Genomic DNA, 12,661 nt, shown 5'->3' on the forward strand with positions numbered 1-12,661 from the left:
GGGCGCGCATGAAGCTGTTCGCCGGGGTTGAAGGGAAAGCCCGGATCGCCGGACTCTTCACCCTCGGCGCGATGGCGGCGCGTGTCCTTGGCGATGCGGTGGCGCGGGCGGCTTTGGTCGTGCCCGGCAACGGGCGCGAGACGGCGCGGAATATCGGAGACTATCCCTGGCTCTATCGCGCCGGTGAAGCGGCCGATGTCGCCATGCTGTGCGCGATGATCGTGGCGACGGCGCTGCTCTATGCGCTGTTTGCGCCGGTGGCGCGCAATCTGGCGCGGGTGGCGGCGATGATCTCGCTGATCGGGATCGCGACGCTGGCGGCGAGCGGGGTGATGACCATGGCCCCGCTGGTGCTACTGGACGGCGCGCCGCATCCGGGGATCGGCTTGGCGGAGGTGCATTCGCTGGTGCAGCTCTCGCTCGATCTGCGGGAGGCCGTGCAGGGTGTCGGGCGGATTCTTATCGGGCTTTATCTGTTGCTGATCGGGCTGCTGGCCTTTCGGTCCGGGCGGTTGCCCAGGGTGATCGGTCTTGGGTTGGCGCTGGGCGGTTTCATCCAGATGGTGGTGCGATCGGTCGCGCTGATTGCGCCCGACCTGGCCCATGCGATGGTGATTCAGGCGGATATCCTGGCATTGATCGCCGAAGCGGCCTTTGCGCTCGCATTGCTTATTTCCCGGCGTCCTCCGCATTTTCCTGCGGAGTCGGCGGCGGACTCATGATCTTGCAGCCCTTGTTCGCGGCCATCCCGCGCAGATAGCCGCGCCGGGCGACGCCGGCCGTCACGGCGGCTTGCAGGCGGCGTTCGGCAGGGGCGGCGCCGCTGATTTCGCGCACCAGGCCGCGGAACGGGATCAGCGAATTGATGATCGTCTTGCCAACCGCTTCGGCGATCTTGCCGGTGCGGTTTTCATTCGCTTTCTCCCCGACCGTGAAGTCGGGGCCGAGGACTGCATTCAGTTCGTCGAGCGAGGCCTTGATGCCCTTGCAGGTGCGGGATGGCGGGCGCTCATAGGGGTCTTCCACCGCTTTTTGCAGGACTTCGGGGATTTTGTCCTTGTCGATGCCGACGTCTCGGGCCGGTTGGGTCGCGATGGAGCCGGCCTTTTTGAGCGTGTCGTCCTTCTTTTCCTGTTCCTGCGCCGAAGCAGCGGTCGAGAGGAACAGCAGCACGGCCGCGCCGATCCATTTCATCCGATTTTCTCCCTGTTTCTTCTTCAACCCGTTGAGATAGGGCGTGGTTCCGCGCCTGCTTCGCCGCTATGCCGGTGGGACAAGGAGATTTGCGGCATATGGCGGACGAGTTCATCACCATCGGTTCGGGGGGCCTGAGCGCCGCCATCAATCCGCTGGGGGCGGAGCTATGGTCGATCAGGGATGAGGGCGGCCGCGAATTGATGACCGATGCCGATCCACGCTGGTGGACGGGGCATGCGCCATTGCTCTTTCCCTTTGTCGGGCGGTCGCGGGGGGATGTCTATCGTTTCGAGGGCAATGAATATCCAATGCCGCAGCATGGCTTTGCCCGGCGGATGGACTTTGCCGTGGTGGAGCGGGAAGCCGATGCCGTGACCCTGCGGCTGGAGGCGAATGCGGAGACGCGGGCGGTCTACCCCTTCGATTTCCGGCTGGACATGCGCTTTGCGGTCGAGGGACGGACGCTGCGGATGGCGGCGGTGGTCGCCAATCCGGGCGCCACGGACATGCCCTTTTCCTTCGGCTATCATCCCGCCTTTGCCTGGCCCCTGCCCTTTGGCGGCGCGGTTGAGGAGCATCGGGTGCTGTTCGAAAAGGCCGAGCCCGCCCCGATCCGGACGGTGGGCGAAGAACCGGGGCTGATCGGACTGGAGCGCATCGCATCCCCGGTCGAAGGCGAAGTGTTGGCCCCGACCCATGCGATGTTCGCAGGGGATGCGCTGATCTGGGACAGGCTGGAGAGCCGCAGTCTGTTCTGGGGCGCGCCGGGGCGGACGGGCCTTCGGATCGACTTTCCCGATACGCCCTGGCTGGGACTGTGGCAGAAGCCGGGAGCGCATTATCTTTGTGTCGAGCCCTGGGCGGGGATGGCGGATTTGGTCGGCTTTGCCGGCGATGTGTGGGAAAAGCAGGGGATCATGCGGCTCGCGCCCGGCGAGGAACGGCGGTTTCGCATGGACGTCGGCATCGCTGGCTGAGGCATGGCTGGCGAATCCCCGGGGAATCGCTATATGGCCGCCCATGAGCATTCCTTCCCGTCGCACCTTCGCCATCATTTCGCACCCGGACGCGGGCAAGACCACGCTGACCGAAAAGCTGCTGCTGGAAGGCGGCGCGATTCACCTGGCGGGTGAGGTCAAGGCGCGCGGGGCGAACCGGCGGGCGCGGTCGGACTGGATGAAGATCGAGCAGCAACGCGGGATTTCCGTGACCTCCTCCGTCATGACCTTCGAGCGCGACGGGGTTACGTTCAACCTGCTCGACACGCCGGGGCACGAGGATTTTTCCGAGGATACCTATCGCACGCTGACGGCGGTGGATTCGGCGGTGATGGTGATCGACGCCGCCAAGGGCATCGAGCCGCAGACCCGCAAGCTGTTCGAGGTGTGCCGGTTGCGCAACGTGCCGATCATCACCTTCGTCAACAAGGTGGACCGCGAGGGCCGCGACGCCTTTGCCCTGCTGGACGAGGTGGCTGACGCGCTGGCGCTGGACGTGTGCCCGATGAGCTGGCCGGTCGGCATGGGCGGCGAGTTCGAGGGGATTTACGACTTCGCGAAGAATCGCCTGCGGCAGCCTTCGGGCGCGAGCAAGGAGTTTGAGGGGAAAGAGGCGTTTTTCTCCGGAATCGATGATGAGGCTCTGGCCGGGTCGCTGTCGAATCAGGGGCTGGCGCGGCTGCGCGAGGAGGCGGAGCTGGCGGTCGGTGGCTATGCCGACTTCGATCTGGCCGCCTATCGGCATGGCGATCTGACGCCGGTTTATTTCGGATCGGCGTTGAAGCTGTTCGGCGTGACCGAGCTGATCGATGCGCTGACCGCTCATGCGCCGCCGCCGCGCGCGCAGCCTGCGGAGCCTGCCCCGGTCGAACCGGAGAATAGCGAAGTCACCGGTTTCATCTTCAAGGTGCAGGCCAATATGGACCCCCAGCATCGCGACCGGATCGCGTTCATGCGGCTGTGTTCGGGCAAGTTCAGGCGTGGCATGAAGCTGACCCCGAGCGGCAGCGGCAAGCCGATCGCGGTGCATTCGCCGATCCTGTTCTTCGCGCAGGACCGCGAGATTGCCGATGAGGCTTTTCCCGGCGACATCATCGGGATTCCCAACCATGGAACGCTGCGGGTGGGGGACACATTGTCGGAGAAGGCGGGGGTGCGCTTCACCGGCCTTCCGAACTTCGCGCCGGAAATTTTGCGGCGCGTGGCGCTGAAGGACCCGACCAAGACGAAGCAGTTGCGGAAGGCCCTGGATGACCTCAGTGAAGAGGGCGTGATTCAGGTTTTCTATCCGGAGATCGGGTCCAACTGGATCGTCGGCGTGGTCGGGCAGTTGCAGCTGGACGTGCTGATTTCGCGACTGGAGGCGGAATATAAGGTCGCGGCGGGGCTGGAGGCTTCGCCCTTCGACACGGCGCGGTGGATTTCGGGGGATGATGCCGCGATCAAGGATCTGGTGTCGTTCAATGGCGCCAATATGGCCAAGGATCGCGACGGCAATCTCGTCTTCATGGCCAAGAGCGCCTGGGACATCGGCTATCAGCAGGAACGCCATCCCAAGGTGAAGTTCAGCGCGACCAGGGAAAGATAAACGCGATAGGGCTGCTGTTGGTCATTATCGGACATTAAGCGTAACGTGCTCCTGCGAAGGCAGGAGCCCAGTTCAGGTGTTGCAATGATGAGGTGAGGGCAGAACTGGGTTCCTGCCTTCGCAGGAACACGGCGTCTATTAAGGAATGCTCAGCTAAGCCGACCGTCCACCATCCACTCCGTTCCGATCAACGCCGCAGCAGGAACACGGCATGTTCCGCGAACAGATTGGCGTTCGCGTGGGTGGTTTCCCGGTCGCCCTTGAGGAACCATTGGCCGTCGATGGCCCAGCCGCGCGCCTTCACCAGCGCGCGGAAATCGTCGACCGTGACATGGTGGATGTTGAGCGTGTCATACCATGTGTCGGGCAGCAGCCGCGTCACCGGCATGCGCCCGCCCCAGAAGAGCGACAGCCGACCGCGCCAATGGGCAAAATTGGGGAAGGAGACAAAGGCCTGACGGCCGATGCGCAGCAGTTCCTCCACCACCCGATCCGGATGGCGGGTGGTCTGGAGCGTCTGGCTGAGGATCGCATAGTCGAAGCTGGCTTCGGGATAATAGGCCAGATCGGTGTCGGCATCGCCCTGCACCACGGAGAGGCCCCGCGCCACGGCCGCGGCCACATTTTGCGGGTCGATTTCCAGACCTCGGGCATCCACCTGCTTGGCATCGCGGAGGGCAGCCATCAATGCGCCGTCGCCGCAGCCTACATCCAGGACTTTGGCGCCGGGGGAGACGGTACGGGCGATCAGGGCGAGATCGGGACGCAGCAGGCTCATGCGCGGCCGCCCTTCAGGAAGCCGTCGACCACACGGTTGAGTTCGGGACATTCCAGCAGGAAGGCGTCATGGCCGAAGGGGCTGGAAAGCTCGACGAAGCTCGCCTGCGCGCCTGAAGCATTGAGGGCATGGACGATGATCCGGGATTCCGCCGTCGGATAGAGCCAGTCGGTGTCGAAGCTGACGAGGCAGAAGCGCGCTTTCGATGCGACGAAGGCCTTGGCGAGGCTGCCGCCATGATCCTCGGCAATGTCATAATAGTCCATGGCACGGGTGATGTAGAGATAGCTGTTGGCATCGAAGCGCTCGACGAAGCTCAGCCCTTGATGGCGAAGATAGCTTTCCACCTGGAAATCTGCATCGAAACCGAAGGTCTTGGCGTCACGCCCCTGCAATCGCCGCCCGAATTTCTCGGTCAAGCCCGCTTCGGAAAGATAAGTGATGTGCGCGGCCATGCGCGCGACGGCAAGGCCGGCGCTGGGGATCGCGCCATCGGCATAATAGTCGCCGCCGCGCCAGTTGGGGTCGGCCATGATCGCCTGGCGGCCCACTTCGTGGAAGGCGATGTTCTGCGCGCTGTGGCGGGCGGTGGAGGCGATGACGATGCAGCTTTCGACGCGCCCGGGGTAAAGGGTCGGCCAGCTGAGCGCCTGCATCCCGCCCATGGAGCCGCCGATGACGGCTGCCAGGCGATCGACGCCGAGATGGTCGAGCAGCATCGCCTGCGCGCGGACCATGTCGGCTATGGTGATCACCGGGAAGCGCATCGCATGGGGTTCGCCGGTCGCGGGATCGGGGCTGGCGGGGCCGCTGGAACCCATGCAGCTGCCGATGACATTGGCGCAGATGATGAAATGGCGGCCCGGATCGACCGGTTTCCCCTCGCCCACCAGGCGCCACCACCAGCCGGGCTTGCCGGTGACGGGATGTTCCGACGCGACATATTGGTCGCCGGTCAGCGCATGGCAGATCAGGATGACGTTGGAGCGGTCCGCATTCATCCGCCCATAGGTTTCATAGGCGATATCGACCGGCCCGAGCGACGCGCCGCTGTCCAGTTGCAGAGGCCCGGTCAGGCGTGCCTGACGGCGCAGGCCGAAACGGATATCATCGGAAAAGGACGCGCTGGCCATTATCCATCCGGGCTAGGACCGGGGCCGGACTCTGTCAATCGACTGTCCTTTGAACTACATCGCGGTCATGACCGATAATGCTCCCGTCCCCATCGTCGCCTATGGTCCGCTCTATCCCTATTTGAACGAGGCGCTGGCGCGGCGCTTTGTCGTTCATGCGGTGGCGGCGGATGCCGATCTGAACGCACTGTCGCCTGACGCGCGGGCGGCGCGGGCGCTGGTGTCCTTCGGCTCGGTCGGGGCGCCCGCCGCGATCATGGACGCCTTGCCGAAGCTGGAGATGATCGGGCTGTTTTCAGTGGGATATGACAAGGTCGATATCGATCATGCGCGGGCCAAGGGCATCCGCGTCACCAACACGCCCGACGTGCTGACGGACGATGTGGCCGATCTGGCGGTGGGCCTGCTCTATGCCACGGTGCGCCATATGGCGGCGAATGACCGCATGGTGCGCGCCGGGGATTGGGCGCGGGGTGGGAAGCCCGCGCTGTGCGGGCGGGTGACCGGCAAGCGGATCGGGATTTTGGGATTGGGCCGGATCGGGCGCGCCATAGCCCGGCGGCTCGAACCGGTGGCGGGAGAGATTCTCTATCACAACCGGCGGCCGGTGGCAGACGCGGCCTATCGCCATGTGGCCGATGCGCTCGACTTTGCGCGTCAGAGCGATGTGATCATCGTTGCGACGTCGGGCGGGCCGGAGGCGCGAGGGCTGGTCGATGCGGCGATGCTCGACGCGCTGGGGCCGGAGGGGGTGGTCATCAACATCAGCAGGGGCAGCGTGATCGACGAGGACGCGCTGGTGACGGCGCTGGCGGAAAGGCGGATTGCGGGCGCCGGCCTGGACGTGTTCGTGAACGAACCGCATGTGCCCGAAGCGCTGCTGGCCATGGATCATGTGGTGCTGCAACCCCATCAGGGCAGCGCGACGGTCGAGACGCGCAAGGCGATGGCCGATCTGGTGCTGGCGAATCTGGATGCCTGGGCAGCGGGCGAGCCTTTGCTGACGCCTGTGCCATAGCAAATCATGCTCCCATGGCCGAGCCGGTTCGTTCAAGCGCTTTGCGTTTCGCTGCGATGACGCTAAAGCGCGGGCCATGACAAAGCCTGCTCCCAAAGACTGGATTCTTGGTATTTCGCCCTATGTGCCGGGCAAATCGGCCGCCGATGACGGCCGCCAGCTGGTGAAGCTGTCCGCCAATGAAAATCCGCTGGGGACCGGCGACGCGGCGCGGGCGGCGCTGGTGGCGGCGACGGTGGACCTCGCCACCTATCCCGATCCCGGGGCGACGAAGCTGCGGGAAGCGATCGCGGCAGCGCATGGGCTGGACCCGGCGCGGGTGATCTATGGCACCGGGTCGGATGAATTGCTGCATATTGCGGCCAGCGCCTATGCCGGGCCGGGGGATGAGGTTCTTTACGTCCGTTACGGCTTTTCGGTGTACGACATCGCGGCGCGGCGCGTGGGCGCGACGCCGGTGATTGCGCCGGATGCCGATTATGCGACCGATGTGGATGCGCTGCTTGCCAGCGTGACCGAGAAGACCAAGGTGGTTTTCCTCGCCAATCCCAACAATCCGACCGGCACCATGACGTCAGCGCAAGACATTGCGCGGCTGCATGCGGGGCTGCGGCCGGACATCCTGTTCGTGCTGGATCAGGCCTATGCCGAATATCTGGATGCGGATGAAGATGATGGCGGGCTGGAGCTGGCGAAGAATGCGCCCAATATGTTCGTGACGCGAACCTTCTCCAAAATTTATGGGCTGGCGGCGGAGCGGATCGGCTGGGGCTATGCCAGCGCCGAGGTGATCGACGTGCTGCATCGCATCCGGGCGCCGTTCAATGTGACGACGGCGGGGCAGGCCGCGGCGGTGGCGGCGGTCAACGACGCTGGCTGGGTCGAGGCGAGCCGGGTGCATAATCGCAAGTGGCGCGAATGGCTGGCGGGTGAAGTGGCTTCGCTGTCCAACCATGGGCTGCGCGCCGTGCCGAGCAAGGCGAATTTCCTGCTGATCCTGTTCGAGGGCAGGCTGACCGCCGAAGCGGCGATGAAGGGGCTGTGGGACGAAGGGTTCGCCACCCGCTGGCTGCCGGGACAGGGGCTGCCCAATGGCCTCCGCATCACCATCGGCACCGAGGATCAGATGCGCCGGGTCGCGGCCAGGCTGCGCGCCATGGCGGAAGCGGCCTGATGCTACCCTTTTCGCGGGTCACGATCATCGGGCTGGGCCTGATCGGGTCTTCGCTGGCGCGGGCGATCCGAGAATATATGCCGACCGTGCGGGTGACGGGCTATGATGCCGATGCCGGGGTGCGGGACGTCGCGCGGGCCATCGACCTGTGCGACGATGTGACGGATACGGCGGGCGCCAGCGTGACGGATGCCGATCTGGTCGTGCTGTGCGTGCCGGTGCGGGCCATGGGCGCGGCGGCGGCGGAGATTGCCGACGACCTGCCGGCGGAGGCCATCGTCAGCGATGTCGGGTCGTGCAAGGCCGACGTGCTGGCGCAATTGAGCGCCGCATTGCCCGGGCAGACCATCATTCCGGCTCACCCCGTCGCGGGGACCGAGAATAGTGGGCCGGAGGCGGGCTTTGCCTCATTGTTCCAGGGGCGCTGGTGCATCGTGACGCCACCCGTGGACGCCGATCCGACAGCGGTGGAGCGCGTGACCGAGTTGTGGCGGCGCGTGGGCGCGGATGTCGAGATGATGGACCCGGCCCATCATGATCTGGTGCTGGCGGTGACCAGCCATTTGCCGCACCTCATTGCCTATACCATTGTCGGCACGGCGAGCGATCTGGAGGATGTGACCCAGTCGGAGGTGATCAAATATTCCGCCGGTGGTTTTCGTGATTTCACCCGCATCGCGGCGTCCGATCCGACCATGTGGCGCGATGTGTTTCTGGCGAACAAGGACGCGGTGCTGGAGATGCTCCAGCGCTTTTCAGAGGATCTGTCAGCCTTGCAGCGGGCGATCCGCTGGAATGACGGGGACGCGCTGTTCAACCTGTTCACGCGGACGCGGGCGATCCGGCGGTCGATCATCGAGCAGGGACAGGATGATCCCAAGCCGGATTTCGGACGCAGCCATTAACGCGCGTGTTCCGGCCCCTGCCGTTCCGGGCGAGGGTGACCGGGTTCAAGTTATGGATTTAACGCATTGATGGCCGCATGCACCCGCGCCTCGGCTTCGTTGCGGTCGAGGCCGGGCGGGACGATTTCGCCCACCTTGTAGGTGATGGTGCCGGCGCGCTTCATGAACCGGCCGCGCGGGGACACGCGGCCGCTGTCGATCGCGATCGGTACGACCGGCAGTTTCAGCAGGGCATAGATTCCCGCGAAACCGGAACGGAGTGGCGGGCTTTCGCCGTGAGGGACGCGGGTGCCTTCAGGGAAAAGGCAGACCGGGCGGCCTTGCGCCGTCGTGGCCCTGGCGGCGGCGCGCAGGGCGCGCAAGGCGCTGGCGCCCGCGCTGCGTTCGATCGGGATCAGGCCGTAGCGGCGGGCGATGCCGCCCCAGAGCGGGATATCGAACAACTCACGCTTGGCGGCGATGGCCGGACGATCGAGCAGGCAGAGCAGATCGATCGTCTCGAACATCGATTCATGTTTGAGGATGTAGAGATAGGGGCCTTTCGGCAGGTCCCCCTCGACGCGGATATTCTGCCCCAGCAGCCAGATCACGCAGGCGCGGTGGAAGCGGCTCCAGCCCGTGGCGATGGCAGGGATGGATTGGGGCGCGACCAGGTTGCTGGCCATGGCCGCCAGCACGAACAGCAGCGAACCGGGATAGAAGGCGAGCATGAAGGCCAGGGATCGCAGGGCGGTGAGCATCAGATGCCGATCAGCGCCGCGGCACGGCGCAACAGATATTTATTATATTCACGCACCAGCATCATCAGGCTGGGGCGGCTGGGCACGGCGTCGTAGACCAGCGTGACCCGGCCGGGCAAGGCCTGCCGCAGTTCGAGAGCGGAGCGGCGCATATGCCAGTCGGTGGTGATGAGGCGCACTGTCTTGAAATCGCGCCGTTCCAGCCAGTGGGCGGTTTCGATGGCGTTGGAGCGGGTGTCGATGGCTTCGCGGCCGAGCGTGATGCAACAGGTGAAGAGCCGTTCAGGCGCCTTATATTGCGCGGCCAGTTCGACCGGGCGGACCGAGCGGTCGACGCCGGAGATCAGCATCCGCTTGGCCGCGCCGTCCCGCAGCAGGGAAAGGCCGCGGTCGATGCGCCCCGCCCCGCCGGTCAGGACGACGATGGCGTCGGTCTGGCGGCCGTCGAGCGGTTGCGGCAGGAAGATCGCGAACCAGGCGAAACCCAGCATCCACCCCAGCAGCGTGACGGCGATGAAACGGACGATCATAAGAGCCGCCCCAGCGACCGCAGCACGGTCCAGCGCGCGGCCAGCGTCGCCAGAGCCACGCAGGCGACCGGAATGGCGGCGAGGATCGCCCAGCCGGCCCAGGGCAGATGGATGGCGCTCAGCAGTTCGGAGCCGGCCGCCAGCAGCCGCGTGCCCAGCAGCACGATCACCAGCAGCGCGACGGTGAAGCCCAATGCGCCGCCGAACAGCGCATCGAGGCCGATGCGGCGCTGGAACAGCCGGGCGATCTGCACATCGGTCGCGCCCATCAGGTGCAGCACGTCGATGGTGCCGCGATGGCTGTCATGGGCGGCGCGGGCGGCAAGAACCACCACGGCCCCGGTCGCCAGCGTCATCAGCAGCACGATTCCGGCCGCCAGCCAGCCAAGTGCGGAGAGCAGCCCGGCGAGCGGCGCCAGAAAGGCGGCATGGGGTTCGATGCGGATTTTGGGCGAGACGGCGCTGAGTTGGCGGCGGAGGCGGCCGACCTTGGCATCGGTCTGGCCGGGGGTGAGTTCGATATCGATCAGCGCCGGGATCGGCAGGTCGCCGCTGGCTGCATCCTGCCCCAGCCATGGGCGGATCTGATCGGCCAGCGTGGCGGCTGCGATGGGCTTGACGGCGCTGACGTAGCCGACTTTGCGCAGGGCCTGCGCGACATGGGCGCTCAGGCGGTCGCGCTGCTGCGCATTGGCCTCGACGATCTGCACCGTGGCGCGGCCGGCGAGATCGGCGCCCATCGCCTGCACCGCTGCGCCAAGGCCAAGGGCAGCGGCGGCGGAGAGGATCGTCAGGAACATCATGATGGCGATGATCCATGGCATGGGGCCGGCTACCCTGCCCTCCGGCAGCAGCCGGTGGCGCGCGGCGGCGGCGGCGCGGCGGTCGGCAATGCGGCCGGGGGGCGCCATCAGCCGGCCGCCTGCGGCTTGGGCGGATAGCGCAGCGATCCGGTGGGATCGGACAGGCGGCCCCTGTCGAGCTTCATCATCTGCGCGCTCGACACCTGCGCGATCAGCGGCAGATCATGGGTGGCGACGACGATGGTGGTGCCAAGGCGATTGAGCGCTTCGAACAGGGTCAAAAGGCGGCGGGCCATGTCGGCGTCGACGTTGCCGGTCGGTTCGTCCGCAACGAGGATCTCCGGGCGGCCGATGACCGCGCGGGCGATGGCGACGCGCTGCTGTTCCCCGCCGGACAGGGTCGCGGGACGCGCCTGCCCGCGATCGCCCAGGCCGACCCAGTTCAGCATTTCGCTGACCGGTGCGTCGATATCGGCTTCCTCCATACCCGCGACGCGGAGCGGCAGGGCGATATTGTCATAGACCGAGAGGTGCGGGACGAGCCGGAAATCCTGAAACACCACGCCGATGCGGCGGCGGAAGCCGGGCAGCCGCTTGCGCGGCAGCGTCACCACATCCTCCCCGAACAGGCGGATGACGCCACGGCTGGGACGTTGGGCGAGGTAAAGAAGTTTCAGGAGGGAGGTCTTCCCCGCGCCGGACGCGCCGGTCAGGAAATAGAAGCCGCCGCTGGCGAGGGAAAAGCTGACATCGGACAGCGTCTCGCTATCCAGACCATAGCGCAGGCCGACATTTTCGAACTGGACGATGGCCGACATGCGTGATTTTGGCGCCCGCGCGCTCCCTGCTTCCCCTGGGTACAGCCATGGCACAAGGGACAGGCGGCCGTAAAGCCCATCCCGAAGCTCATCCGGCCTCGTCCCGCGAGTCGCGCGCATGTTGAAGCCGCTTGCCCTTGAATCCAACTCATGCCTATGAAGCGTCATGATCCTGGTGTGTCCCAATTGCGCCACGCGCTATATCGTGCCGGACAGCGCCGTCGGCCCGAACGGCCGCCAGGTTCGCTGCGCCGCCTGCAAACATAGCTGGTTCCAGGACGGCCCCGCGCTTGCGCCGCGTGAGGAGGCGCTGGTGACGGCGGGTGCGCCGGAAGTGGCTGCGCCGCCGGCCCCTCCGCCGCCACCGCCGCCGGTGGAGGAAGTCGTGGCGCCGGTGGTTCGCGAGCCGGTGGTGCGAGAGGAAGAGGAACCTGTTGCGCAAGCCGATCCGCCGGTCGCGGCCAGGCCGGATTACCGGTTCGACAATATCTATGGCCGCGCCGAAGCGGGTGCGCGCGATGACCCGGCAGACGTTGCTCCGGCACCGGTGAAGCCCCGGCGCAATCGGCTCAAGATGTGGACCTATGCCGCGCTGGCTTTCTGTCTGGCGGTGGGCGCCGTGGGCGGGGCGCTCTGGTATTTCGGGACGCCGAGTTGGGCGATCAATCTGGGGCTGGTGCCTGAAGAGGGCGATCCGGATCTGCTCTTCTATCTTTCCAAGCCGGCCGAGCGGCGGAAGCTGCCGACGGGCGAGGAATATTTCGCTTTTGGCGCGCGGATCGTGAACAGCGGAAAGCAGGCGCTGCCGGTGCCGCCGGTGCTGGTGCAGTTGCGGGATCGGCAGAACCGGCTGGTGTTCAGCTGGACGACCAAGGCGGACCGGACCAGCCTGAAGCCGGGCGAGGAAGCGTCGATCAATGAGAGTCGGATCGATATTCCCAAAAATGCCGAGAATTTGTCGCTGACTTTTGTGCAGTGA

General features: G+C 65.8%; 14 protein-coding genes. 7 read left to right on the forward strand and 7 right to left on the reverse strand.

All coding sequences use genetic code 11. The annotated features are described in order from the left end of the window. The first annotated feature begins 8 nt into the window (after positions 1–8). Entirely contained in the window at positions 9–722 is a 714-nt protein-coding gene (locus tag RUH75_RS00825) for a DUF4386 domain-containing protein (RefSeq protein WP_313801197.1), read from the forward strand. Here RUH75_RS00825 and RUH75_RS00830 read toward each other — a convergent pair. Then, entirely contained in the window at positions 670–1,194 is a 525-nt protein-coding gene (locus tag RUH75_RS00830; protein ID WP_313801199.1) for a hypothetical protein, read from the reverse strand. The genes RUH75_RS00825 and RUH75_RS00830 overlap by 53 nt on opposite strands. 98 nt (positions 1,195–1,292) lie before the next feature. On the opposite strand from RUH75_RS00830, the gene RUH75_RS00835 reads away from it, so the two are divergent. Beyond that, positions 1,293–2,174, forward strand: a complete 882-nt coding sequence (locus RUH75_RS00835; protein WP_313801201.1) for an aldose 1-epimerase family protein — start codon at positions 1,293–1,295, stop codon at positions 2,172–2,174. 43 nt (positions 2,175–2,217) lie between these two features. Then, on the forward strand, positions 2,218–3,783 hold the full coding sequence (locus RUH75_RS00840; protein WP_313801203.1) for a peptide chain release factor 3: 1,566 nt from the start codon (positions 2,218–2,220) through the stop codon (positions 3,781–3,783). 187 nt (positions 3,784–3,970) lie between these two features. On the opposite strand, the gene metW is transcribed toward RUH75_RS00840, so the two are convergent. Together metW and RUH75_RS00850 are read right to left on the reverse strand one after the other, a co-directional pair. Further along, positions 3,971–4,561: a methionine biosynthesis protein MetW gene (metW, locus tag RUH75_RS00845; protein WP_313801205.1), complete on the reverse strand. Its 591-nt coding sequence runs from the start codon at positions 4,559–4,561 to the stop codon at positions 3,971–3,973. After that, positions 4,558–5,694, reverse strand: a complete 1,137-nt coding sequence (locus tag RUH75_RS00850; RefSeq protein ID WP_313801207.1) for a homoserine O-acetyltransferase — start codon at positions 5,692–5,694, stop codon at positions 4,558–4,560. Before RUH75_RS00850 ends, metW begins: the two co-directional genes overlap by 4 nt. 67 nt (positions 5,695–5,761) lie before the next feature. Between RUH75_RS00850 and RUH75_RS00855 the strand changes: the two genes are divergently transcribed. The 3 genes from RUH75_RS00855 (at position 5,762) to RUH75_RS00865 (ending at position 8,791) form a co-directional block, all read left to right on the forward strand. Continuing rightward, a complete protein-coding gene (locus RUH75_RS00855; protein ID WP_313801209.1) occupies positions 5,762–6,712 on the forward strand; it encodes a 2-hydroxyacid dehydrogenase in 951 nt (316 codons plus the stop codon). Between the two features lie 76 nt (positions 6,713–6,788). After that, a complete protein-coding gene (gene hisC / locus RUH75_RS00860; protein ID WP_313801211.1) occupies positions 6,789–7,886 on the forward strand; it encodes a histidinol-phosphate transaminase in 1,098 nt (365 codons plus the stop codon). Then, positions 7,886–8,791, forward strand: a complete 906-nt coding sequence (locus tag RUH75_RS00865; RefSeq protein WP_313801213.1) for a prephenate/arogenate dehydrogenase family protein — start codon at positions 7,886–7,888, stop codon at positions 8,789–8,791. Before hisC ends, RUH75_RS00865 begins: the two co-directional genes overlap by 1 nt. A 50-nt stretch (positions 8,792–8,841) precedes the next feature. Here RUH75_RS00865 and RUH75_RS00870 read toward each other — a convergent pair whose 3' ends face one another. Genes RUH75_RS00870 through ftsE form a run of 4 tightly spaced genes read right to left on the reverse strand, consistent with a single transcriptional unit; the run spans position 8,842 to position 11,682 of the window. Beyond that, the gene (locus RUH75_RS00870) at positions 8,842–9,531 is read right to left on the reverse strand and encodes a lysophospholipid acyltransferase family protein (RefSeq protein ID WP_313801215.1); all 690 of its coding nucleotides are present in this window, start codon (positions 9,529–9,531) and stop codon (positions 8,842–8,844) included. Beyond that, a complete protein-coding gene (locus RUH75_RS00875; RefSeq protein WP_313801217.1) occupies positions 9,531–10,061 on the reverse strand; it encodes a YdcF family protein in 531 nt (176 codons plus the stop codon). Before RUH75_RS00875 ends, RUH75_RS00870 begins: the two co-directional genes overlap by 1 nt. Then, on the reverse strand, positions 10,058–10,972 hold the full coding sequence (locus tag RUH75_RS00880; protein WP_313801219.1) for a cell division protein FtsX: 915 nt from the start codon (positions 10,970–10,972) through the stop codon (positions 10,058–10,060). Before RUH75_RS00880 ends, RUH75_RS00875 begins: the two co-directional genes overlap by 4 nt. Next, positions 10,972–11,682 (reverse strand): cell division ATP-binding protein FtsE, encoded by a 711-nt coding sequence (gene ftsE, locus RUH75_RS00885; RefSeq protein ID WP_313801221.1) that lies wholly within the window; start codon positions 11,680–11,682, stop codon positions 10,972–10,974. The genes RUH75_RS00880 and ftsE overlap by 1 nt, the downstream gene beginning before the upstream one ends. A gap of 166 nt (positions 11,683–11,848) precedes the next feature. Between ftsE and RUH75_RS00890 the strand changes: the two genes are divergently transcribed. Next, entirely contained in the window at positions 11,849–12,661 is an 813-nt protein-coding gene (locus RUH75_RS00890) for an MJ0042-type zinc finger domain-containing protein (RefSeq protein WP_313801223.1), read from the forward strand.

It is taken from the genome of Sphingobium sp. (genome assembly GCF_032153725.1).
Classification (GTDB): Bacteria; Pseudomonadota; Alphaproteobacteria; order Sphingomonadales; family Sphingomonadaceae; genus Sphingobium.